Annotated in this window: 20 protein-coding genes and 2 pseudogenes; 11 read left to right on the forward strand and 11 right to left on the reverse strand. The window is 71.5% G+C overall.

The features are described from left to right. Position 1: 1 nt before the first annotated feature. From AA23TX_RS04880 to AA23TX_RS04905, 5 genes and pseudogenes are all read right to left on the reverse strand, one after another. Complete coding sequence (locus AA23TX_RS04880) at positions 2 to 814, reverse strand: SGNH/GDSL hydrolase family protein (RefSeq protein WP_155541386.1); 813 nt, start codon at positions 812 to 814, stop codon at positions 2 to 4. Between the two features lie 80 nt (positions 815 to 894). Continuing rightward, on the reverse strand, positions 895 to 2,385 hold the full coding sequence (locus AA23TX_RS04885) for an alpha/beta hydrolase (RefSeq protein ID WP_155541387.1): 1,491 nt from the start codon (positions 2,383 to 2,385) through the stop codon (positions 895 to 897). Positions 2,386 to 2,468: 83 nt separating this feature from the next. Continuing rightward, a complete protein-coding gene (locus tag AA23TX_RS04890; RefSeq protein ID WP_155541388.1) occupies positions 2,469 to 3,830 on the reverse strand; it encodes an MDR family MFS transporter in 1,362 nt (453 codons plus the stop codon). 81 nt (positions 3,831 to 3,911) lie between these two features. Then, positions 3,912 to 4,328, reverse strand: coding sequence for a DUF2550 family protein (locus AA23TX_RS04895; RefSeq protein ID WP_155541389.1), 417 nt, complete (start codon positions 4,326 to 4,328; stop codon positions 3,912 to 3,914). Between the two features lie 226 nt (positions 4,329 to 4,554). Beyond that, a pseudogene (locus AA23TX_RS04905) lies at positions 4,555 to 4,665 on the reverse strand (LacI family DNA-binding transcriptional regulator); the annotation flags it as partial. A gap of 95 nt (positions 4,666 to 4,760) precedes the next feature. On the opposite strand from AA23TX_RS04905, the gene AA23TX_RS04910 reads away from it, so the two are divergent. Beyond that, entirely contained in the window at positions 4,761 to 6,245 is a 1,485-nt protein-coding gene (locus tag AA23TX_RS04910) for an FGGY-family carbohydrate kinase (RefSeq protein WP_155541390.1), read from the forward strand. A gap of 44 nt (positions 6,246 to 6,289) precedes the next feature. On the opposite strand, the gene AA23TX_RS04915 is transcribed toward AA23TX_RS04910, so the two are convergent. Beyond that, entirely contained in the window at positions 6,290 to 6,616 is a 327-nt protein-coding gene (locus AA23TX_RS04915) for a hypothetical protein (RefSeq protein WP_196425181.1), read from the reverse strand. Between the two features lie 480 nt (positions 6,617 to 7,096). Between AA23TX_RS04915 and AA23TX_RS04920 the strand changes: the two are divergent. Beyond that, positions 7,097 to 9,616, forward strand: a pseudogene (locus AA23TX_RS04920) (glycoside hydrolase family 31 family protein); the annotation flags it as partial. Between the two features lie 491 nt (positions 9,617 to 10,107). On the opposite strand, the gene AA23TX_RS50915 reads toward AA23TX_RS04920, so the two are convergent. Further along, positions 10,108 to 11,103, reverse strand: a complete 996-nt coding sequence (locus AA23TX_RS50915) for an NHL repeat-containing protein (protein WP_338422487.1) — start codon at positions 11,101 to 11,103, stop codon at positions 10,108 to 10,110. A 123-nt stretch (positions 11,104 to 11,226) separates the two neighbouring features. Further along, on the reverse strand, positions 11,227 to 11,688 hold the full coding sequence (locus AA23TX_RS04930) for a GNAT family N-acetyltransferase (RefSeq protein WP_155541393.1): 462 nt from the start codon (positions 11,686 to 11,688) through the stop codon (positions 11,227 to 11,229). 65 nt (positions 11,689 to 11,753) lie between these two features. Between AA23TX_RS04930 and AA23TX_RS04935 the strand changes: the two genes are divergently transcribed. Further along, positions 11,754 to 12,335: a TetR/AcrR family transcriptional regulator gene (locus tag AA23TX_RS04935; protein ID WP_155541394.1), complete on the forward strand. Its 582-nt coding sequence runs from the start codon at positions 11,754 to 11,756 to the stop codon at positions 12,333 to 12,335. Here AA23TX_RS04935 and AA23TX_RS04940 read toward each other — a convergent pair. Further along, a complete protein-coding gene (locus AA23TX_RS04940) occupies positions 12,332 to 13,297 on the reverse strand; it encodes a GlxA family transcriptional regulator (protein WP_155541395.1) in 966 nt (321 codons plus the stop codon). The genes AA23TX_RS04935 and AA23TX_RS04940 overlap by 4 nt on opposite strands. A 43-nt stretch (positions 13,298 to 13,340) precedes the next feature. On the opposite strand from AA23TX_RS04940, the gene AA23TX_RS04945 reads away from it, so the two are divergent. From AA23TX_RS04945 to AA23TX_RS04980, 8 genes are all read left to right on the forward strand, one after another. Next, entirely contained in the window at positions 13,341 to 13,730 is a 390-nt protein-coding gene (locus tag AA23TX_RS04945; RefSeq protein ID WP_155541396.1) for a cupin domain-containing protein, read from the forward strand. A gap of 9 nt (positions 13,731 to 13,739) precedes the next feature. Beyond that, on the forward strand, positions 13,740 to 14,315 hold the full coding sequence (locus tag AA23TX_RS04950; protein WP_155541397.1) for a GNAT family N-acetyltransferase: 576 nt from the start codon (positions 13,740 to 13,742) through the stop codon (positions 14,313 to 14,315). 32 nt (positions 14,316 to 14,347) lie between these two features. Continuing rightward, positions 14,348 to 14,851, forward strand: coding sequence for a winged helix-turn-helix transcriptional regulator (locus AA23TX_RS04955; RefSeq protein WP_155541398.1), 504 nt, complete (start codon positions 14,348 to 14,350; stop codon positions 14,849 to 14,851). 69 nt (positions 14,852 to 14,920) lie between these two features. Further along, positions 14,921 to 15,412, forward strand: a complete 492-nt coding sequence (locus tag AA23TX_RS04960) for an SRPBCC family protein (protein ID WP_155541399.1) — start codon at positions 14,921 to 14,923, stop codon at positions 15,410 to 15,412. Then, complete coding sequence (locus AA23TX_RS04965) at positions 15,409 to 16,434, forward strand: LLM class flavin-dependent oxidoreductase (RefSeq protein WP_155541400.1); 1,026 nt, start codon at positions 15,409 to 15,411, stop codon at positions 16,432 to 16,434. Before AA23TX_RS04960 ends, AA23TX_RS04965 begins: the two co-directional genes overlap by 4 nt. Beyond that, complete coding sequence (locus tag AA23TX_RS04970; RefSeq protein WP_155541401.1) at positions 16,431 to 18,746, forward strand: molybdopterin-dependent oxidoreductase; 2,316 nt, start codon at positions 16,431 to 16,433, stop codon at positions 18,744 to 18,746. The genes AA23TX_RS04965 and AA23TX_RS04970 overlap by 4 nt, the downstream gene beginning before the upstream one ends. A gap of 53 nt (positions 18,747 to 18,799) precedes the next feature. Then, positions 18,800 to 19,345 (forward strand): dihydrofolate reductase family protein, encoded by a 546-nt coding sequence (locus tag AA23TX_RS04975; protein WP_155541402.1) that lies wholly within the window; start codon positions 18,800 to 18,802, stop codon positions 19,343 to 19,345. Then, positions 19,342 to 20,445 carry an epoxide hydrolase family protein gene (locus tag AA23TX_RS04980; protein WP_155541403.1) on the forward strand — a complete coding sequence of 368 codons (1,104 nt, stop codon included), beginning with the start codon at positions 19,342 to 19,344 and terminating at the stop codon, positions 20,443 to 20,445. The genes AA23TX_RS04975 and AA23TX_RS04980 overlap by 4 nt, the downstream gene beginning before the upstream one ends. Here the strand turns inward: AA23TX_RS04980 and AA23TX_RS51275 are convergent. Together AA23TX_RS51275 and AA23TX_RS04990 are read right to left on the reverse strand one after the other, a co-directional pair. Next, positions 20,442 to 20,873, reverse strand: a complete 432-nt coding sequence (locus tag AA23TX_RS51275; RefSeq protein WP_500676491.1) for an immunity protein CdiI family protein — start codon at positions 20,871 to 20,873, stop codon at positions 20,442 to 20,444. The two genes, AA23TX_RS04980 and AA23TX_RS51275, sit on opposite strands and share 4 nt — an antisense overlap. Further along, positions 20,759 to 22,282, reverse strand: coding sequence for an AMP-binding protein (locus AA23TX_RS04990; protein ID WP_155541405.1), 1,524 nt, complete (start codon positions 22,280 to 22,282; stop codon positions 20,759 to 20,761). Before AA23TX_RS04990 ends, AA23TX_RS51275 begins: the two co-directional genes overlap by 115 nt. Between the last annotated feature and the right edge of the window lie 26 nt (positions 22,283 to 22,308).

Below are 22,308 nucleotides of genomic sequence, written 5' to 3' on the forward strand. Positions count from 1 at the left end.
CTCAGCGCGCGAACGCCAACGCCGCCGTCAGCGCGCGGTGACCGGCCGCGCTCGGGTGGACGTCGCAGCCGCCGGTCGGCAGCTTGATCAGCAGTCCCGCCGCGCACGGGTCGCCGCCCGCGCGCAGGGACGCCAGGAAGAACGCCGTGAAGCCGTCCGCGATCCTGCCGTGGTAGCGGCGGGTCACCTGCGTCAACGCCGCGTCGATCGCCTTGACCTGCGCGACCTGTGCCGGGTCGCGGTAGTCGAGCGAGTAGTACGACACCAGCACCAGGTCGCCGCGGTAGTGGGCGCGCACCGCCGAGAGGATCGCCGCGAGATTGCGGCTCACCTGGTTCAACGCGGCCGTGAACGAGGCACCCGTGCAGTGGTCCGGTGTCGTGTCCCGGCACAGGAACAGGTCGTTCGCGCCGATCGTCAGCGTCACGAGCCGGGTGTCCCGGTGGGTCCGCAGGTACTGCACCGCGTAGTCGATCTGGCTTCCCGCGTACGCGACGTGCAGCGGGAACGCCAGCCGGTAGCCGTTCTCGCAGCCGTTGCTCGGCGCGGTGACGGCCAGCAGGCTTCCCGTCGTCTCGCCGGGGCAGGACGCGTTCGCGAGCCGGAGCCCACGCAGCGACGCGTATTTCTCCGCGTAACCGCTGAAGTTGGCCGCGTTCAGGTAGGCCGCGCCCGCGTCGGGCCGGTAACCGAACGCGACGGAATCGCCGAGCGCGAGGTACCCGCCGTGGCGGGAGGACGCGTCCGCCGGTGCCGTGAGGAGTGCACTCGCCGCGACGACCGCCGCGACCATGACAAAGATTCGACGAAGCATCCTCGGCTCCTTCCCCGCGACGTCGCGTGGCCGGAACGATTGTGCCTCGTCCCGGCCCCGCGACGGAAGCGGCAGAAGCGTCAGAAGCCGCTCGCCGACGGCGGTTTAGGCCCCGCGATCCGGGCTCCGGCCGATCCCGGCTCGACCGCGGCGCAATGGGTGCCGCGGGCCGGCAGCTTGCCGGTGATCAGGTAGTCGTCGGTCGCCTTGATCACGCACGGGCTGTTCTTGCCGTACGCGCCGTGGCCCCAGCCGTCGTAGGTGAGCAGCGTGCTGCCGCTCTGCCGGGCCGCGGCCTGCGACCACGCGTACGGCGTCGCCGGGTCGTACTCGCTGCTCAGCATCAGCAGCGGCGGCGCGCCGTGCACCTGCAGCGGGTGCTGCGGGTTGCTGGTCCGGTTCGGCCAGCCGATGCACGCCGTGACCGCCTGCCAGCCCAGGGAGTTGACCTTGACGTCCGGCGCGAAGGCCGCGGCCGTCCGCCGGTAGGCCTCGAGTTCCGCGTAGCTGTGCACCGGCAGGCGCCAGTCGTCGCAGAACACGCTCTGGAACACGGTGTTGACCGGGATGTCGTCCTTCAGCCGCACCGACGCGGCCGGCGGCGTTCCGTCCGCGAAGGACTTGAGGACCGTGGCCAGCCGATCCCAGCTCGGGCCGTAGAAGGAGCCCTGGATGATCGACGACAGCGAAAGCGGGGTGATGACCTCCTCGCTTCGCGGGTCCTTCAGCTCCCCGCGCGCGGCCTTGTCCTGCAGGTCGCGCGTCAGCTTCGAGACGTCCCGGCCGTGCAGTGCGCAGCTCGGCGTCCGGCCGCACCACTTCACGAACTCGCCGAACTCCGCTTGCAGCGACCGCGTTTCGCTGTCGAGGAACCCGGACGCCGTGAACTGCGAGTGGTCCATGTTGCTGTCGAGCACGAGCGCGCGGACCTTGTCCGGGAACAGCTCGGCGTACTGCTGGCCCATCAGCGTGCCGTAGGAAACCCCGTAGTACGTCAGCTTCTTCTCGCCGAGCGCGGCGCGGATGGCGTCCATGTCCCGCGCGACGCTCTCGGTGTCGGCGAATTGCCCCAGCGGCCCGGAAAGCCGGTTACAGCTTTCGCCGAGCTTCCGGTTGTACGCCGCGAGCTGGTCGAACTCGGCCTGGTTGTGCGGGACCTCCGGGTGGTCGGCGATGACCTCGTCGAGCCCGCACTTGATCTGCGTGCTGCCGCCGATGCCGCGCGGGTCGAAGCCCACGGTGTCGAAGCGCTGGGTGATCTCCGGCGACAACGACCAGCCGCCCTTGACCTCGCCGGCGCCCGCCCCGCCGGGACCGCCCGGGTCCATCAGGACCGACCCGATGCGCGCCCGCGGATCCGTCGCTTTGCGCCGGGCGAGGGAGATGCTCGCCGTGCCCCGGTCCGGGTGCGCCCAGTCGATCGGCACGGTCACCGCGCCGCACTCCACCCCGGGCGCGTCCGCGCACGGCGTCCAGTCGATCGACGGCGCGGCCGATGCCGGCGCCGCCGTCACCAGGCTCCCCAGGACCGCCGCCGCGGCCGTCACCAGCCGCTTCGATACCCCCGACATCGTCAGCCTCTCCCCTTACCGACAGTGGTTGACCGACTCCAGGAAATCACCATTCCGGGGTTCGCGCCAGGTTCCCTGGTGGATCACCTCGTGACGTCCACTGTGGACGAACGCTCGGCGCGCCGGAGCCGGGCGGTGGCCACCACGCCGAGCGCGCAGACGACCCCCAGCACCCCGAACGCCCAGCCGAACCCGGTCGCCGGGCCGGCGGTGAGGCCGCGGGACAGCACGATCACGCACGCCGCGCCGCCGGCCGCGCCACCCACGCGCATCACGATGTTGACCAACGCCGTCGCGTGGCCCAGTTCGGCCGCGCGGACCGAGGCGTAGGCCGCCGTCGACGCGGGCATGATCGACAGTCCCAGCCCCGCACCGCGGACCACGAGCAACGCCTGGACCAGCCACGTCGGCGTGTCCGGGCCGAGCCACGGCAGCGGGACGGTGCTCGCCAGCACCACCAGTGACCCGGTGAGCGAGACGGTGCCGCCGCCGTAGCGGTCCGTCAGCCGCCCGGCCACGAGCACGAACACCGTGGTGGCCAGGCCCATCGGCGCGAGGAGGACGCCGGCCTCGGCCGGTCCGGCGCCGAGCCGGACCTGGAACCACAGAGGTAGCAGCAGGACCGCGCCGAACATCCCGGCGCCGGCCAGCAGGACCGACGCCAGCGCCGAACCCATGACGGGCCGCGCGGCCAGCCGCAGGTCCAGCACCGGATGCGGGACGCGCAGCGAGCGCCGGACGAACACCGCGAGCGCGAGGACGCCGACGGCCGCGAACACGGCGTCGAGTTCGGTGAGCGTGTAGACCAGCAGCGGCAGGCCGAGCGAGATCAAGGTCAGCCCGGGCCAGTCGAGCTTGGGTGGCTGCCCGCGTTCGCCGCGCGGCACGTACCGCAGCGCCAGGCCGAACGCGACCAGGCCGATCGGCAGGTTGAGCCAGAACAGCACCGGCCACGAGAAGTGCGCGAGCAGGAACCCGCCGACGCTCGGCCCGACGACCGGCGCCAGCCCGACGACCAGGCCCAGCGTGCCCATGGTGCGGCCGAGCCGTTCCGGTCCGACGGCGAGCCCGATCACGGTCTGCCCGGCGGTGACCATGACGCCGGTGGCCATGCCCTGCACCGTGCGGAACGCGATGAGCGTGATCGCGTCCGGCGCCAGGGCGCAGGCCACCGACGTGAGGAGGAACGCCGCCAGTGCCCACAGCCACAGCCTTCCGGCGCCGAGCTTCTTCACCAGCCACGGCGTCAGCGGGAGTGCCGCCGAGAGGCCGAGCAGGAACGCGGTCGCCACCCATTGGATTTCGATGAGGCTGACCCCGAGCCGCAGTCTCATCGACTCCAGTCCGACCGCGACGATCGAACCGTCCATGTTGCCGAGGAAGCCGCCGAGGGCCATGACGCCGGAGGCGATCCAGACGGTGCGGGGGATGGGAGGAGCGGTCATGGCTCCGACGGTAAAAGCTGAAGCAAGGTCGAAGTCAACCGCGGAGTCGCTGGGCTGCGCGGAAGTCGTTTCCCGGTCGGGTTACTTCCGGCGGGTGCCGAGAATTTCCCGGAGCGCGGTCAGATCACTGGTCAAGACGGCTAGCTCGAGGCGGCTGCCGCCGTCGTCGAGCGTGACCACCTCCATCGCGGTGGGGATGGCCAATCGGTCCTCTCGGCCCGCGGGCCGCGAACCGGCCCACGAAACGGTACGCGGGGAAAGGGCGATCGGCTCGTCGCGGTTCAGGCGGGCCCGCCAGACGACGCCGTCCGCGGCCGGCCGCAGGGTGCCGTGCGTCCACGTACCGGAGTCGGCGGGCCGGCGCAGCGAGCAGCGCATCTTGACGTCCGCGCCGTCGGCGAACCCGGCTCGGCGTTTCTCGGCTCTCCTGCGCGTTCTCCGGTCGGAGATCGCGCCATCGAGCAAGCCGAGCAGGCCTTCGATGACAGCGTCGAGCATGTCGCCATGGTAGATCAGCGAGTGGAGCTGCCGCGGACGATCAGCTGCGCCGCCACGGTCGTCGCGCGGGAACCGCCGTCGGCGATGCGGTCGAGCAGCAGGCGCGCGGCCAGCCGGCCCATCGCGTGGGCCGGCTGGGCGATGACCGCCGGCTTGGCGGAATTCGCACCGGTGCACCAGTTCCGCCGGGTATTTCCGGCTCGCGGCGCCCGGCTCTTCCACGGCCCTGGCCACGCTGGGCGAGCACCGGGTCCACAGTGGACTTTCCGTTGAGCGCTCTCGACACGGTCGCGGTCGAGACGCCGGCCAGCGCCGCCACGTCGTTGATCGTCGCCACCGGCGTCCTCGTCCAGCCTGGTTCGTTGACAGTGCTTCCGGCACACCATAGCGTGGTGGAAATCGATTTCCCGCGGTTTCTCCGTGGAGGGGCGGATGACGGGACTGCTGCTCGGCGTGGACATCGGCACGGCAGGCTCGAAGGGCGTGCTGGTCGACCCCGGTGGCGCGGTGCTCGCCCGGTCGGTCCGCGAACACACCGTCTCGACACCGCGTCCGGGCTGGTTCGAGCACGACGCCGAAACGGTCTGGTGGGCGGACTTCACCGGCATCGTCGCCGATCTGCTGCGCGCCGCCGAAGGACGGCCGCTCGCCGGGCTCGGGGTCAGCGGGATCGGGCCGTGCCTCCTCCCGGCCGATGCCGGCGGCACGCCGTTGCGGCCGGCGATCCTCTACGGCGTCGACACCCGTGCGAGCGCGGAGATCGCCGCACTGAACGAAGAGCTCGGCGCGGACGAGATCCTGGCCCGCGGGGGATCGCCGCTGACCAGCCAAGCGGTCGGGCCGAAGGTGCGGTGGCTCGCGCGGCACGAGCCGGATGTCTTCGCACGCACCGAGAAGCTGCTGATGGCGAGCTCTTTCCTGGTGCACCGGCTGACCGGCCGGTACGTCCTCGACCACCACTCGGCGAGCCAGTGCACGCCGATGTACGACCTCGTGGCCGGCGGCTGGGCCGACGACTGGGCCGAGCGCGTCGCGCCGGGGCTGCCGCTGCCGGAACTGCTGTGGCCGACGGAAGTCGCGGGCGAGGTCACCGCGGCGGCGTCCGCGCTGACGGGGCTGCCCGTGGGGCTGCCGGTGACGGCGGGGACGGTCGACGCCTGGGCCGAGGCGACGAGTGTCGGCGTTCGCGAGCCCGGTGACGTCATGGTGATGTACGGGACGACGATGTTCCTCGTCCAGGTGCTGACCGAACCGCGCCCGCATCCCGGCCTGTGGGGCACGCGCGGGGTCGTCCCGGGCAGCTTCACGCTGGCGGCGGGCATGGCGACGTCCGGTGCGGTGACCGGCTGGCTGCGAAAACTCGTCGGGGCGTCGTTCGCGGACCTGGTGGACGAGGCGGCTTCGGTGCCGGCCGGGAGCCGCGGGCTGCTGGCGTTGCCGTACTTCGCGGGGGAGCGGACGCCGCTGTTCGACCCGGACGCGCGGGGTGTGCTCGCCGGACTGACGACGTCACACGGCCGGGCCGAGCTCTACCGCGCGGTGCTGGAGGGGATCGCCTACGGCGTGCGGCACAACCTCGAGGCGATGGCGGCCGCGGGTGGTGCGGCCGGGCGGCTGGTCGCGGTCGGCGGCGGGACGAAGGGCGGGTTGTGGACGCGCATCGTCTCGGACGTGACCGGGCTGCCGCAGCAGATCCCGGCGGAGACGATCGGCGCGTGCCTCGGGGATGCGCTGCTCGCGGCCGAGGCGGTGGGGATGGACGCCTCGCGCGGGAACCCGATCGCCGCGACGGTGACGCCGGACGCGGGGAACCGGGCGCGGTACGAGGAGTTCTACCGGCACTACCGGGCGTTGTACGAGACGACGGCGGAGACGGCGCACTTCCTGGCGGCCCAGCAGCGCGCGGCGACGGTCTGATCGGCCCCCGGGCGGGGCTCAGCCCGGCCGCCCCCATGTCCCGGTCACCGCGCTGACCGGCGGCCGCGCCACCGCCGGCCCGCGACCGCGTGCCGGTGGTGTTCCAGCGCCGCCACGGACTGCGTGACCTGCTCGAAGCTCGGCAGCGCGTGCACGTTGGCCACGAGCGTCATGTCTTTGCGCGGGATCTCCACGAAGCACACTTCGACGCCGGACTCCGCCGCGTGCGTCGCCACCTCCTCGCGCCAGGTGGCGAGATCGTGCTCGTCGCCGAGCCATTCGTGCAGGTAGACGCACCACTTGCCGCGCAGCAGCTCACCCGCGATGGCTTCCAGCCCGACCAGGTACGGCTCGGTCACGCGGTCGTCCATGACCGTCCCCGAGTACGCCAAGGCACCGCTTCCCTCCTGCTCCCCGGCGGTGACCCCTACCGCCGGAAAGCGCTATCCCGGTGCAGGCCTCCCCACCGTGACCGAGCAGCGCGAACCCCCGCGACCGATGCGGTTCTCCGGGGACGGCGCAAACATACCGACGGATTTGGCGCACAGCAACCATTTCCCCGGTGCGGTGTCGATCGTGCACAGCTCGCGTGCGGATGCACGTGCCGATCAAGGCCGCGCATTCGACCATTCACCGAAAGAGGCAGGAGCGTCACCGGCGAAATCCGGGGCACGCCCTCGGCGCCCGGAGTGTGCACTGTGGACGCTCGCCGGGTGACCGGTCGGGTGCGCAGCGTGAGACCCGACGGAAGTCGTGAGTCGGGCTCCTGGACCGGTTCGGCGGGTGACACTGCGCGAAACCTGCGCTATACAGAGCCCGTAATGCGTATTGATGCGCGAAAGGTGTAACTAATGAGCAGAGTTGCGCAGTCATTCGGCTGTTTGGTCGCCGCGGCCGCCCTCGGACTGGCGCCCACCGCGGCGTACGCCGAGCCGGCCGCGGCGCCCGCCGGGCAGCTCGGGGACCTGACCGGGATCTCGGCCGACGGCCCGGTGGTGACGCTGAAGTCCGGTGCCGCCGCCGTGCGCGTGAGCTTCCCGGCCGAAGGCGCCGTCCGGGTCTGGCTCGCCCCCGACGGGACCTTCACCGACCCGGCCGGCGACAAGATCGTCCTGCCGAAGACCACTGCACCGGCGACGCCGAAGCGCGTCGACAAGGGCGCTTACTGGGCCATTTCGACGCCGAAGGCGACCCTGCGGGCGTACAAGCACCCGCTGAAGTTCGCGCTCCACGACGCCGCCGACCACAAGCAGCTCTGGGCCGAGTCCGCCCCGCTGTCCTGGACCGGCACCACGACCACGCAGAGCCTGGTCAGGACCGCGACGGAGCAGTTCGTCGGGGGCGGCGAGCAGAACGGGCGGTTCAGCCACCGGGACCGGACGATCCGGATCTTCGCCGACGACAACTGGAACGACGGCGGTGCGCCCAACTCCCAGCCGTTCTACGCCTCCACCTCGGGTTACGGGGTCTTGCGCAACACCTTCGCGCCGGGCAGCTACTCCTTCACGGCCCCGGTGAAGACGACCCACGACGAACGCCGCTTCGACGCGACCTACGTCGTCGGCGACACCCTCAAGGACGTCATCGGCGGTTACACCGACCTCGTCGGGAAGCCGTTCCTGCCGCCGATCTACGGCCTGGAAACGGGAGATTCGGATTGCTATTTGCACAATGCAAATCGCGGTGAGCGGCACACGCTCGACGCGGTGAAGGTCGCCGACGGCTACACCGAGAACGGCATGCCGAACGGCTGGATGCTCGTCAACGACGGCTACGGCTGCGGCTACGAAAACCTGCAGCAGACCGGCGAAGGGCTGCGAAAGAACACCATGCAGCTCGGCCTCTGGACCGAGGACGGCGTCCCCAACCAGTCCGACGAGGTCAAGGCCGGTGTGCGGGTGCGCAAGCTGGACGTCGCCTGGGTCGGCCCGGGTTACCAGTTCGCGCTCGACGCCTGCGACACCGCCCACCGGGGCATCGAGGACAACAGCGACGCGCGCGGGTTCGTCTGGCAGCCGGTGAGCTGGGCCGGCGCGCAGCGCTGCGGCGTGCTGTGGAGCGGCGACCAGTCCGGCTCCTACGACTACATCAAGTGGCAGATCCCGACATACGCGGGCGCGACGACGTCCGGGATCGCCTACAACACCGGTGACATCGACGGCATCTTCGGCGGCAGCCCGCAGACCTACGTCCGCGACCTGCAGTGGAAGACGTTCCTGCCGGCCGCGATGACCATGGACGGCTGGGCGTCCGCGGACAAGCAGCCGTGGCGCCAGGGTGAGCCGTACACCTCGATCAACCGCAAGTACCTGCTGCTCAAGGAGCGACTGCTGCCCTACACCTACAGCTACTCGGCGCAGGCGCACCAGACCGGCGTCGGCCAGGTGCGCCCGCTCGCTCTCGAGTACCCCGACGACCCGAACGTCTGGACGGACAAGGCGAAGTACGAGTTCCTGTCCGGCACCGACTTCCTGGTCGCGCCGGTCTACGAGAAGTCGGCCGTCCGCAACGGCATTTACCTGCCCCAGGGCACCTGGGTGGACTACTGGAGCGGCAAGACCTACACCGGACCGGCCACTGTGGACGGTTACGACGCACCGCTCGACACGCTGCCGCTGTTCGTCCGCGCCGGGGCCGTCGTGCCGATGTGGGCCGAAGGCACGACGTCGTGGCAGACGCGGGACAAATCCCGGCTGGACCTCGACGTCTACCCCCAGGGCCACGGCAGCTTCACGCTCACCGAGGACGACGGCGTCACCCGCGGCTACCAGCGCGGTGAGCAGGCGAAGCAGACGTTCACGGTCGACGCGCCGGCGTCCGGGCCGGGTACGGTGACCGTCGGGATCGGCGCGAGCACGGGCACCTACCCCGGGAAGCCGGCCGCGCGGAACTACCAGCTGTCCGTCCACACGGGAGCGAAGCCGGCCGCCGTCCAGGCGGGCACGGGTGTGCTGCGCCAATACGGCAGCAAGACGGAGCTGGACCGGGCGCAGTCGGGCTGGTGGTACGACCCGGCCGCGCACGGCGTGGTGCGCGTCAAGACCGGGCCGGTCGGCGCGGGCGCCCGGCAGGACGTCCGGCTGTACGGCGCGAGCGCGGTCGGTGGCATCTTCCCGGCGGACGACCGGGGCGCGGTGACGCTGACCGCGCCATCGCTGGCGGCTCCCGGCCAGGCCACCGCCGCGACGGCGAGCTTCACCAACGGCACGCCGCTGCCGGTCCGGGACGTGACGCTCGCGGTTCAGGCGGAAGGGTTCCACGCCGACGTCCCGGCCGCGCCGAAGCTCGTGTGGCCCGGCCAGACCGTCGAAGTCCCGGTGACGTTGACCCCGGACGCCGGACTGAAGCCCGCGGACTACCAGGTCACCGCCACCGCGACTTACCTCGCGCGGCTCGGTGCGCACCAGGCCGTCGACTCCTCGACCGTCACCGTCCCGTACGCCTCCTTGGCCGCGGCGTACGGGAACGTCGGCGTCACCGACGCGGCCCACGTCGGAGCCGGGGACCTCGACGGTGGCGGCAGCAGCTTCCGCGCCGAAGGACTCGCCGAAGCGGGCTTGACGCCCGGAGCGGCGTTCACGGCGAGCGGGGCCCGGCTGACCTGGCCGGACGCCGGGAGCGGCCAGCCGGACAACGTCGTCGCGGCCGGGCAGACCATCGCCGTGCGCGGTACCGGCTCGAAGCTCGTGCTGGCCGGCACCGGCACCGGGACGGCCCAGGGCACCGTCGTCGTCCGGTACGCCGACGGCAGCACCGGGCAGGCCGACCTCGGCCTGCCGAACTGGTGCTGCGCCGACCCCGCCCAGTACGGCGCGACGACTGTCGCGACCGTCCTGGGCAAGAACACCCGGACCGGCCCGGCCTATCCGACGACGCCGTACCGGGTGTTCGCGAACTCCGTCCCGCTGGCCGTGGGCAAGGAGGTCGTGGCGGTGACGCTGCCGTCGAACCCGGCGGTGCACGTGTTCGCCGCGAGCGTCGCCTGAAGGAGGTTCGGCGCCCCACCGAAGTAGGCGCCGTCCGTGACGTACACCGTGTCGCCACGGACGGCGACCGCGGTCGGGTTGGCCAGTCCGTCCGAAGTGGACAGAATCGTCTTCACCCCGTCGCGGCCGACCGTGACCACCCGGTTCTCCTGGTTGATCGCGGCGATGACGGTGCCGCCGTGGAAGGCGAAGTCGTCGACCGGCCCGAGACCCGTCGCGACGACCTTCCCCGGCCCGCCGGTGAGCGGGAACCGGACCAGCGTGCCGCGGTCCAGGTTGGACACCCAGACCGCGCCGTCGTGGACCTTGATCCCGTTGGCGCCGAAGCCGCTCACCGGCGCGAGCGGTTCGCCGGTGGCGAAGGCGGTGACGCGTCCGCGAGACACCCGCCAGACCGTGGAGCCGAACGAGTCGGCGACGAAGAGGTCGCCGGTGGCCGGGTCGCGCGCGACGCCGTTCTGGAACCCGGCCGGCGGCAACGCGGCGACCTGGACCGGCGCGGAGCCGGGACGGACCCGGTAGAGGCCGGTCGCCGCGGTGCCGGTCGAGACCGCGACGTACAGGTCGCCGCCGGGCGCCCGGACGATGCCGCCGAGGAACAGTTTCTTGTGGACGACGGGGACGTCGCCGTCATCCGGCACCGGGATGCGGGCGAGGACGCTGATGCGTCCGCCGGGCGTGACCCGGCCGATTTCGCCGGTGTAGGCGAAGGTCAGGTCCGCGGAGCCGTCGGGCTCCAGGGCGATGTTCTCCGGCTGCTGCCCGGCGGCGAGGTCGAGGGGAACGATCCTCGACGCCGCGAGCGCGGGCGTGGCCGGCAGGGCGAACGCGGCGGCCGTGGCCAGCACGGCGCCGATCTGCTTGATGCGCAAGGGTAACTCCGTCTGCTGAAGGGGAACGGCGAAAAGAACCCCAGATCGCCGTGCCTTCGACGGTAGGCCCGGTGCGCCCCCGGCCACCAATAGCTCGAGCTGGGGCGGCCATCGGAAATCCGATCACAGGTCGCGGGCGAAGCAGCGCGACAGCGGCTCGCCGGCGTACGGTCCGTACGCCTCGATGGGTTCGTAGCCCTCGCGCCGGTAGAAGCGCATGGCGTCGGGCTGCCCGGTGCCGGTCTCCAGCAGCAGCCGGGGAATGCCGAGGTCGCGTGCGTGGTCTTCGAGTGCGCGCAGCAGGGCGGTCGCGACGCCGGTTCCGCGGGCCGCCGGGTCGACGTACATGCGCTTGACCTCGCCCGAGCCCGGCTCGAGGAGCCGGAGTCCGCCGCAGCCGACGGCGGTGCCCTCGGTGTCCCGGGCGACGAGGAACACCGCGACGGACTCGGCGGTCGGCGTGGCGCCGGGCTCGTGGTCGTCGGTGCCGTAGCGCGCGTCGAGTTCGGTGCGCTGGGCCGCGCGCAGCCGGACGGCGTCGGGATCGTCCCAGGTCACGGCCGCGATGGCAATGGTGGTCGGCACGGTGCTCCTTTCCGTAACAAGCGTTACCGTAGCAGCTGTTACGCTTCGGTGTGAAGGAGGCTTTCGTGCCGAGACAGCGTGACGTGGGGGCGCAGCGGGAGCTGCTGTCGAACGCGGTGTGGCAGGTGCTCGCCGATGACGGCCTGCCGGGGCTGACGCTGCGCGCGGTCGCCGAGCGCGCCGGCTGCACGACCGGCCTGGTGCTGCACACGTTCCCGACGAAGAAAGCCTTGCTGCTGCACGCGCGTGACCTGCTCTACGAGCGCACCGCCGTCCGCGCGGACGGCGCCGAAGCCGCGAGCACCGACGCGTTCGGAGCGCTGGAAGCGGTGCTCGGCCAGGCGGTCGACCTGCCGCACGGCCAGCACGACGAGTCCCGCGTCTGGGTCGGCTTCCTCGCGGCGGCCCTGGCCGACGAAGACCTGGCCGAACGTCACCGCGCGGCGAACCACTCGTTCCTGACGCGGATCCGCCGGCTGATCGCGGCCTACCGTCCGGAGTGGACGGACGAGCGGCTCGAGCTGACGACGAAGAGCCTGGTGGCGCTGGTCGAAGGCCTGAACGTGCTGGCCGCGGCCGATCCGGCGGGCTACCCGGCGCGGGTGCAGCAGGAGGCGCTGGCGGCGGCCCTGAGCGCGCTCGGCTAGGCGGCCGGGCCGAAGCGGCGGCGGTACGCGCTCGGGCTCAACCCCGTGTGCCGCCTCAGCTGCAGGCGCAGGTTCGCCGCCGTGCCGAAGCCGCTCGCCGACGCCACCCGGTCCAGGCGCAGCTCGCCGCGTTCGATCAGGCGGCAGGCCAGTGTCACGCGCTCGGTCGTCAGCCACGCCAGCGGGGTCGTGCCGAGCTCCGCGCGGAACTTCCGGTGCAGCGTCGCCGGGCTGGTCGCCGCACGGGTCGCGAGATCGTTCACCGTCAACGGCCGGTCCAGGCGGCCGAGCGCCCACGCCAGCACCGGGGCCAGCGAGGTGTCCGGCACCGACGGCACCGGCCGCGCGATGAACTGCTGCTGGCCGCCGTCGCGGTGGCCGGTGAAGACCAGCCGGCGGCTGACCGCGTTGACGACTTCGGCGCCGTGGTCGCGCTGGATCAGGTGGAGGCCGAGGTCGAGGGACGCCGCGCTGCCGGCCGCCGTGAGGACGTCGCCGTCGTCGACGAACAGCACGTCCGGCTCCCAGCGCACCTTCGGGAACCGGGCGGCGAACTCGGTGGCCCACTGCCAGTGGGTCGTCGCGCGCCTGCCGTCGAGCACGCCGGCTTCGGCGAGCGCGAACGCGCCCGTGCAGAAGCTGACCAGCCGGGCGCCCCGGTCGGCGGCCCGGCGGATCGCCGCGATGACCGCCGGGTCCGTCGGCACGCCGGTGTCCGGCCGGGCCGGCGCGATCAGCGTGTCCGCCGTGTCGGCGGCCTCGATCCCGGCGACGCCGGTGAGCGTGAACATGCCGAGGTTCATCCGCACGTCCGGGGTCGCGGAGCAGAGCGTGAAGTCGTACCAGGGCCGGTCCAGCTCGGGCCGCCGCAGCCCGAACAGCTCGGTGGCGACGCCCATCTCGAACGGGTTGGACTCCTCGGTCACGATCGCGACGACCCGGTGCGAGAATTCTTGCGGCATGTGCGATTCCTAGCACTCGCGCGGCGGAAACGCCAGGTCGACCATGGTGACCATGAACCCGATCGACCTGAACGAAGTCCTGGCGAGCTTCGACGCCGCCTGGAGCCCGCGGATCGTCACCCGCGTGAACGACTACGACATCCGCCTCGCGCGCTTCGACGGCGAGCACGTCTGGCACGTCCACGAGGACACCGACGAGTTCTTCCTGGTCCTCGACGGCGAGATCGAGATCGGCGTGCGCGACCCGGACGAGCGCGTGGTGACGCTGGCGCGCGGCCAGGTGTTCGTGGTGCCGAAGGGGACGTTCCACAAGCCGTCGTCGAAGGCGGGCGCGAGCGTGCTCCTGGTGGAGCCGGCGGGGACGCTCTCGGTCGGCGACGAGCACGACGAAGTGCCGGACCACGTCGACGTCACCACCGGCCACCTGGTCTAGCTTCGGGGGATGCTGACCGTCGTACCCGTCGACCAGGCGTCCTGGGCGGACCTGCAGGCGATCTTCGGCGACCGCGGCGACCCGGCCCGCTGCCGGTGCCAGTACTTCAAGGAGACGCCCGCGCAGTGGAAGTCGGGGACCGCTCAGGGGCGCGCCGAGCGGTTCCGTGCCCAGACCGCGGAGCACGTGACCGGGCTCGTCGCCTTCCTCGACGGCGAGCCCGCCGGGTGGTGCGCGGTCGAACCGCGCACCGCCTACCCGCACCTGCTCGGCAGTCGCGTCGTCTGGGCCGGGCGCGACCAGGACCCGGCCGACGACAGCGTCTGGGCGGTGACCTGCTTCGTCACCCGCAAGGGCTTCCGGCGCCGCGGGGTGAGCGCCGCGCTGGCGCAGGCGGTCCCGGGCTTCGCGCGCGGGCGCGGGGCTCGCGCGGTCGAGGGTTATCCGATGCTGGTCGCTCCCGGGCAGAAGGTCGCCTGGCCCGCCGAACTGTTCGTCGGTACGGCCGGGATCTTCGCCGACGCGGGCTTCACCGAGGTGAGCCGTCCGACCGCCCGGCGGGTCGTCATGCGGCTGACCTGCTGAGTCCTTCTGAAGGACGGCGTATCCTCGGCGGCATGAAACGGACCTCGTTCGCGCAGTGGCCGTGCTCGATCGCGCGCACCATGGACCTGCTCGGCGACTGGTGGACCCCGCTGGTGCTGCGCGACGCCTTCTACGGCGTCCGCCGCTTCGACGAGTTCCAGCAGGCGCTCGGCATCGCGCGCAACACCCTCGCCGACCGGCTCAAGCGGCTGGTCGACGAAGGCCTGCTCGAGAAGGTCGCCTACCAGACCGAGCCGGTGCGCTACGACTACGTCCTCACCGAGAAGGGCCGCGACTTCTACCCCGTGCTGCTCGCGATGACGCGCTGGGGCGACAAGTGGCTTTCGAGCGAGGCCGGCCCGCCGATCACCGTGCACCACGCCGCCTGCGGGCACGACACGCACGCCGAAATCGTCTGCGCGGAGTGCCGCGAGCCGATGACGCCGGACGACACCCGGATGCGCCGCGGCCCGGGCTTCCCGCCGCGCCTGGCGCAGCGCCCGGACGTCGAAGCGCGGTTCGCCCGGCAGGAGTGACGTTGACAGGATAGGTCTATCTACGCAACTATCGTGGTCAGAGGCTCACCGAGAGGAGTGGCGACCACGATGGAGTGGACAGGCGCACGGTATGCGGACAAGCCGACGGCCGAGGTCTCGACCTGGATCGACGCCGCGCCGGAGGACGTCTGGCCGGTCGTCTCCGACATCGAGCTGATGCCTTCGCTGAGCCCCGAACTGCAGTCCGTCGAATGGTGCGAGGCCGGTCGCACGTTCATCGGCCGCAGCAAGCACGACGCGTTCGGCGAGTGGGAGACGACGTCGTACGTCGTCGAGTGCGAAGAGCCGCGCGTCTTCGCGTGGGCCGTCGCGGACCCGGCCGAGCCGAGCGCGGTCTGGCGGTTCACCCTCGAACCGGACAACGGCGGCACGCGGCTTTCGCAGTGGATGCAGATGGGGCCGGGCCGGTCCGGGCTGTCGTTCGCCATCGACCGCATGCCCGAGAAGGAGCAGAAGATCGTCTTCGTGCGGCTGCGGGAGTTCGAAGCCGCGATGACCGGCAACCTCGCCGCGATCAAGGACCGGATCGAAAGCCGATGAAGACCGCGACGACGGTCGAGTTCTCCCGGGACACGCGCACGACGCTGGACTTCGTGCTGGAGGCGGAAAAACTCGGCCTCGACGTCTGCTGGGTCGCCGAAGCCTGGGGCTCGGACGCGCCGTCCGCGCTCGGCTACCTCGCCGCCCGCACCGACCGCATCCGGCTCGGCTCGGGCATCATCCAGCTCGGCACGCGCACGCCGGTCGCGATCGCGCAGGCCGCGCTGACGCTGGCCGACCTCTCCGGCGGCCGGTTCGCCCTGGGGCTGGGCCCGTCCGGGCCACAGGTGATCGAAGGGCTCCACGGCGTCCCGTTCGCGAAGCCGTTGACGCGGATGCGCGAGACCGTCGAAATCATCCGCCAGGCTTTCGCGGGGGAGAAGATTTCGTTCTCCGGCAAGGCGTTCGACGTGCCGCTGCCCGGTGAAGCCCGGCCGATGCGACTGTCCACCGCCCCGAACCCGGACATCCCGATCTACCTCGCGACGCTGTCGCCGAAACTCCTCGAGCTGACCGGCGAGGTCGCGGACGGCTGGCTCGGCACCAGCTTCGTCCCCGAAGGAGCCGACGCCTACTTCGGCCCTCTCGACGCCGGGCTCGCGAAGTCGGGCCGCACGCGCGCGGACATCGACGTCTGCCAAGGCGCCGAAGTCGCCTTCGCGGACAACGAGGACGAGCTGCGCGTGATGGTCGGCAGCCGCAAGAAGGAGCTGGCCTTCAGCCTCGGCGGCATGGGCTCGGCCACCACGAACTTCTACAACGACGCCTACAGCCGGCAGGGCTGGGCGGACGTCGCCGCCGAGGTCCGCGAGCGCTGGCAGGCCGGTGACCGCGACGGCGCGACCGCCCTCGTCACCGACGAGATGGTGCTCGGCACGACGCTGATCGGCACCGAAGAAATGGTCCGCGCCCGGCTGGGCGTCTGGCGCGACACCGGCATCGACACCGTCCGGCTCTACCCGGCCGGCGAAACCCTCGACGCGCGTCTCACGACGCTCGGCCGCGCACTGGAGCTGATATGACCGGCGAGTGGCACCGCACCGCGTGCAGCCTCTGCTACCTCAACTGCGGGCTGGAAGTGCAGCTCGACGGGCGCAAGATCACCCGCGTCCGCGGCGACAAGGCGCACCCCCGCTCGGCCGGGTACCTGTGCCAGAAGGCGCAGCGCCTGACCTGGTACGGCGACCACGACGACCGGCTGACGACCCCGCTGCGCCGGCGTCCCGACGGCACCCACGAGCCCATCGACTGGGAGACCGCGCTCACCGAGATCGCCGCGAAGCTGCACGCGATCCGGGACGCCGACACCGCGGCCGGCCGGCCGGGCTCGTTCGCCTACGTCGGCGGCGGTGGCCAGGGCAACCACTCCGGCGGCGCGTACGGCGCGTCGCTGCTGAAGTGGATGAACTCGACGCGCCACTTCAACGCGCTGTCGCAGGAGAAGACCGGCGACTTCTGGGTCAACGGGCAGCTGTTCGGCTCGCCGCTCGTGCACACCGCCGAGGACGTCGAGCACTGCGACCTGCTGGTCGTGCTCGGCTGCAACCCCTGGCAGGCGCACGGGTTCAGCAACGCGCGGCACGCCCTCAACACGATCAAGAACGACCCCGCGCGCAAGATGATCGTGATCGACCCGCGGCGCACCGAGACGGCGGAGATCGCCGACCTGCACCTGCCGCTGCGCCCGGGTACCGACGCCTACCTGCTGGGCGCGATCCTGGCGCTGGTGCTGGAACGCGGCGGCGCGGACGAGGAGTTCCTCGCCACGCGCACCGAAGGCTTCGCCGAGGTCGCGGCGGTACTGGGGAAGATCCCGGTGGACGAGTGGATCGCGCACGCCGAAGTGTCCCGTGTGGACGTCGAGAAGGCGGTCGACCTGATCCTGGCGGCGTCGGCGATGACCGTGCGGGTCGAGCTGGGCATCCAGCAGGGCAGGCACTCGACGCTCAACAGCTACCTCGAGAAGCTCGTGTACCTGGTCACCGGGCACTTCGGCCGTCGTGGCACGAACAACCTGCACTCGTGGCTGCTGCCGCTGTGGGGATCTTCGAGCGGCCGCCGGTCCGAGGTGACGGGGTTCGAGTACATCGGCGGCCTGCTGCCGGCGAACACCCTGGCCGAGGAGATCCTCACCGACCACCCGAACCGCGTCCGCGCGCTGTGGGTCGAGTCGTCCAACCCGGCCAACACCTACGCGGGTACGCGGGAGGTCGAACGGGCGGTGCGGGAGGCCGAGCTGTCCGTGGTCGTCGACGTCGCCTACACCGAGACGGCCGCGCTGGCGGAGTACGTGCTGCCCGCGGCGTCCCAGCACGAGAAGTGGGAGTTCACGCTCTTCACCTTCGAATGGCCGACGAACTACTTCCAGCTGCGGCCGCCGTTGCTGGACCCGCTGCCGGGCACGCTCGTCGAAGCCGAGATCTACACGCGGCTGTTCGACGCGCTGGGCGTGCTGCCGCCGTCCGACGTCCTCGCGTCGCTGGCCGCCGGGCCGCGTGCGGAGCTGCAGGCGGGGATCGGGGCGCTGGTGCAGGCGATGCCGGAGCGGTCCGCGATCCTGCCGGTGCTGCTGTACCGGACGCTGGGCGCGTCGCTGCCCGGCGGCGCGGCGTCGATCGCGCCGCTGTGGGCCGGGTGTCACCGGGCGGCGAAGACGATGACCGTGCCGGTGCAACGCGCTTTGGGCAGTTCCGCCACGGGTCTCTCGCTCGGTGAGGAGTTGTTCGCCCGCGTGCTGGCCGGTCCGACGCCGTTTTCGACCCACGAGCAGGACGAGGTGTGGAGCCTGATGCGCCGCTCGCGGGTCCGGTTGGCGGTACCGGAGCTGCTGGACTGGCTCGGCTCTTTGGACCCGGCGGCCGAACGTCCGGATCCGGCGTTCCCGTTCTCCCTGATCAACGGCCAGCGCCGGGCGCACAACGCGAACCAGATCCTGCGCGACCCGCGCTGGCGCCGCACGGATCCCGACGGTGCGCTGCGCGCGCGTCCCGAAGAGCTGGCCGCGGCCGGCGCTTCGGCGGGGGACTGGGTGGCGGTGGTGACGCCGGCGGGCCGGGTGGTCGTCCGCGCCGAGGCCGACCCGGCGCTGCGCCCGGGGCAGCTTTCCCTGCCGCACGGCTACGGCATGGCCCACCCGGACGCGCACGGCAACCGCGTGGTCAGCGGCCCGCGGATCAACTTGCTGACCGACGCGCTGGACCGCGACCCGATCGCGGGCACCCCGCACCACAAGGACGTCCCGGCCCGCCTGGAGCCGGCGACCGAGGAGGAACGAGCCCGCGCGGAAGCCGACAGCGCGCGCGTCCGCGAGACCGTCGCGAGTGGACGGTCTTAGCGTTTCCCCGGGTTTTCGGTCATAGTGGTACCCCTCAACCGAAAGGGGGCCCGGTGCGCAAGATCGTTTCGAACCTGTTCATCTCGCTCGACGGCGTGGTCGAGGCGCCCGACAAGTGGTCTCTCCGGTACTGGAACGACGAAATCGGCCAGGCCGTCGGCGGCGGGATGGCGGCGGCCGACGCGATGCTGCTCGGGCGCGTCACCTACGAAGGGTTCGCCGAGGCGTGGCCCGGCCGGACCGTCGAGGACGACGAGGGTGCCGAGTTCATGAACAACGTACGCAAGTACGTGCTCTCGTCCACGTTGTCCGATGTGAGCTGGAACAACTCGACGCTGCTGAGCGGCGACCCGGGCGCGGCCGTCCGGGCGCTGAAGGTTTCGCCCGGTGGCGACATCATGACCAGCGGCAGCACGACGGCGGTGCGCTGGCTGCTGTCGGAGGGCCTGGTCGACGAGCTGAACCTGCTGCTGTACCCGATCGTCGTGGGCCGGGGGAAACGGCTGTTCCCCGCCGAAGGGCCGACGTTTCCGCTGGTGTTGAAGAAGTCGTCCACGTTCGGCAACGGCGTCGTCCAGCTGACCTACGTCCCGGCGTGAGCACGCCGTTCCGGATCGACGTCCCCCAGGAGGCGCTCGACGACCTGGGGGCGCGACTGCGGGCGACGCGCTGGCCCGAGGCCGGGCCGGACGACTGGAGCCAGGGCACGCCGCTGGGATATCTGCGTTCTCTGTGCGACTACTGGGCTTCCGGCTACGACTGGCGGTCCCTGGAGGCGCGGGTGAACCGTTTTCCGCAGTACCGCACGGAAATCGACGGTCTGGGGATCCACTACCTGCACGTGCGTTCGCCGGATCCCGCCGCACTCCCGCTGATCCTGACGCACGGCTGGCCCGGCTCGTTCGTCGAGTTCCTGAAGGTGATCGAGCCGCTGTCCCGCGAGTTCCACCTGGTGATCCCGTCGCTGCCGGGCTACGGCTTCAGCGACAAGCCGACGTCGCCGGGCTGGGGGATCGAGCGCATCGCGGCGGCGTGGGCCGCGCTGATGGCCGGCCTCGGCTACTCCCGCTACGGCGCCCAGGGCGGCGACTGGGGGACGTCGATCACGACATCGCTGGCCCAGCGGGACGCGGCCCATCTGGCGGGCATCCACCTGAACCCGCCGATCGCGGCCCCCGACCCGGCGACGTTCGACGACCTGACTCCCGCCGAGCGGGCCGCGCTTTCGGCGTTGGACCACGCTTCGCGGTGGGAGGACGGCTACTCGGTGCTGCAGTCGACCCGCCCGCAGACGGTGGGGTACGGCTTGCTGGACTCCCCGGCGGGCCTGTGCGGCTGGCTGGTGGAGAAGTTCCACGCGTGGTCCGACGGCTTCCCGTTCACCCGCGACGAGCTCCTCGACGACGTGACGCTGTATTGGCTGACCGGCACGGCGACGTCGTCGGCGCGGTTGTACTGGGAGAGCATCCGGAAGGTCCAGCGGTGGTTCTCGGAGTCGACGGACGACACGGTGGACGTGCCGACGGGCTGTTCGATCTTCCCGGCGGAGATGCCCCGGCCGTCACGCCGGTGGGCGGAGAAGCGGTACACGGACATCCGGCATTGGAACGAGCTGCCGCGGGGCGGCCACTTCGCGGCTTACGAGCAGCCTGAGCTTTTCGCGGACGAGGTGCGGACGTTCTTCCGCCTGGTCCGCTAACGCTTGAAGCCCTTCGGGTCGGCGAGGTACCGGTCCAAGTCCGGATCCTCGTGGAGCTCGGTGAACCCGTCCTCGATCTCCCGTCCCAGCTCGGCCCGCAACCGCGCCAACGCCGCCCGGACGTCGGCGTTGAACCGCACGCACCGAGCCTCCCGCCACGGCCCCGGGTCCGGCGGGTAGTCCCAGTTCATCGACTCGTCGTACTGCTCGATCAAGCTGTCCAGCGAAGCACGCAACGCACGGCTCATCGGCGGGTCCACCGGCCCCACGTCACCCCAGAGCACGGCCCCGGAGCCCGCGTCGAAGAAGAACCTCAGTTGACCTGACGGTTCCGGTCCTGCCAAAACGGCTCCCGCAGCTTGAACTTCTGGATCTTCCCGGTCGCCGTCCGGGGAAGCTCGTCCAGGAACTCCACCCGCTTCGGGCACTTGTACCCCGCCAAATACTCCCGGCAGTGCTTGATCAGCTCTTCCGAAGTCACGTCCGAAGAAGTGACCACCAGAGCCGTCACCAGCTCGCCCCACTTCTCGTCCGGGATGCCGATCACCGCTGCCTCGCGGACCGCCGGGTGCGAGATCAGCGCGTCCTCCACCTCGATCGACGACACGTTCTCGCCGCCGGAGATGATCACGTCCTTCTTGCGGTCCGCGATCGTCAGGTACCCGTCTTCGAACGTCCCGCCGTCCCCCGTGTGGAACCAGTTCCCCTCCTGGACCCGGGCGGTCTCGGCCGGGTTCTCCCAGTACCCGTCCAGGTTGTGGTTCGACTGCGCGAGCACCTCGCCGTCCGTGTCGACGGCGATCCGGACGCCCAGCGCCGGCGTCCCCGCGCGGCCCAGCAGGCGCGCCTGCTCGTGCGGGTCCAGGTCCACCCACTCGCTGCGCATCCGGTTGACCGTCAGCAGCGGCGCCGTCTCGGTGAGCCCGTAGATCTGGATGAACTCCCAGCCCAGCTCCGCCCGCACCCGCTCGATCGTGCGCGTCGGCGGCGGTGCGCCGGCCACGACGATCCGGACGCGGTCGCGGCCCGGGATCTCGCCCTCCCACGTCGCCGCGCCGTCCAGCGCCGCCGTGACCACCGCCGGCGCCGCGCACAGGATGGTCACGCCGTGTTCCTCGATGCGCCGCAGGATCTCGGTGCCGTCGACCTTCCGCAGCACGATGTGCCGCCCGCCCAGCCCGGTCACCGCGTACGGCATGCCCCAGCCGTTGCAGTGGAACATCGGCAGCGTGTGCAGCAGGACGTCGTCGTCGCTCAACGTCGTGTGCAGGCCGAACACCGCCGCGTTCAGCCAGAGGTTGCGCTGGGTGAGCTGCACGCCCTTCGGCCGCGCGGTCGTGCCCGAGGTGTAGTTGATGGTCGCCGTCGCGGACTCGTTGCCGGCCCACGGCGCCGGTGTCCCGTCGCCGCCCCAGATCGCGTCGTCGTCGCGGCCCAGGACGAAGACGTGCTTCGCCGTCACCGTGTCCAGCAGGTGCTCGAGCTCGGGGTCGACGATCAGCACCTCGGCCCCGGAGTGCTCCACGATGTACTTGACCTCGGCCGGGGCCAGCCGGAAGTTCACCGGCACCAGCACCCGGCCCCAGGCGGACACCCCGAAGAACGACACGAGCAGCCGCGCGGCGTTGTGCGACACCATCGCGACGCGCCCGCCGACCGGCACGCCGAGCGCGTCGAGGTTGGCGGCCTGCGCGCGGGCCCGCCGCGCCACCTCGCGGTAGGTGAGCGAACCCCAGCTCGGCGCGGGCTGGTCCGGCTCGTCGACCACCGCGACGCGGTCCGGGTACACCGTTTCCGCGCGGTCGAGGAAGTCCCGGACACCCAGATCGAAGAACATGCCCCCGATGATGACTCTTCGCAGGT

The sequence above is a fragment of the Amycolatopsis camponoti genome (assembly GCF_902497555.1).
GTDB lineage: Bacteria > Actinomycetota > Actinomycetes > Mycobacteriales > Pseudonocardiaceae > Amycolatopsis > Amycolatopsis camponoti.

Excerpts from the sequence above, each read along its gene's own strand:
- AA23TX_RS04880 (WP_155541386.1), bottom strand. The coding sequence starts at position 814 with ATGCTTCGTCGAATCTTTGTCATGGTCGCGGCGGTCGTCGCGGCGAGT.
- AA23TX_RS04970 (WP_155541401.1), top strand. The coding sequence starts at position 16,431 with ATGACCGGCGAGTGGCACCGCACCGCGTGCAGCCTCTGCTACCTCAAC.
- AA23TX_RS04965 (WP_155541400.1), top strand. The coding sequence starts at position 15,409 with ATGAAGACCGCGACGACGGTCGAGTTCTCCCGGGACACGCGCACGACG.
- AA23TX_RS04950 (WP_155541397.1), top strand. The coding sequence starts at position 13,740 with ATGCTGACCGTCGTACCCGTCGACCAGGCGTCCTGGGCGGACCTGCAG.
- AA23TX_RS04915 (WP_196425181.1), bottom strand. The coding sequence starts at position 6,616 with ATGGACGACCGCGTGACCGAGCCGTACCTGGTCGGGCTGGAAGCCATC.
- AA23TX_RS04990 (WP_155541405.1), bottom strand. The coding sequence starts at position 22,282 with ATGTTCTTCGATCTGGGTGTCCGGGACTTCCTCGACCGCGCGGAAACG.
- AA23TX_RS04960 (WP_155541399.1), top strand. The coding sequence starts at position 14,921 with ATGGAGTGGACAGGCGCACGGTATGCGGACAAGCCGACGGCCGAGGTC.
- AA23TX_RS04895 (WP_155541389.1), bottom strand. The coding sequence starts at position 4,328 with ATGCTCGACGCTGTCATCGAAGGCCTGCTCGGCTTGCTCGATGGCGCG.
- AA23TX_RS04890 (WP_155541388.1), bottom strand. The coding sequence starts at position 3,830 with ATGACCGCTCCTCCCATCCCCCGCACCGTCTGGATCGCCTCCGGCGTC.
- AA23TX_RS04945 (WP_155541396.1), top strand. The coding sequence starts at position 13,341 with ATGGTGACCATGAACCCGATCGACCTGAACGAAGTCCTGGCGAGCTTC.
- AA23TX_RS04955 (WP_155541398.1), top strand. The coding sequence starts at position 14,348 with ATGAAACGGACCTCGTTCGCGCAGTGGCCGTGCTCGATCGCGCGCACC.
- AA23TX_RS04940 (WP_155541395.1), bottom strand. The coding sequence starts at position 13,297 with ATGCCGCAAGAATTCTCGCACCGGGTCGTCGCGATCGTGACCGAGGAG.
- AA23TX_RS04885 (WP_155541387.1), bottom strand. The coding sequence starts at position 2,385 with ATGTCGGGGGTATCGAAGCGGCTGGTGACGGCCGCGGCGGCGGTCCTG.
- AA23TX_RS04910 (WP_155541390.1), top strand. The coding sequence starts at position 4,761 with ATGACGGGACTGCTGCTCGGCGTGGACATCGGCACGGCAGGCTCGAAG.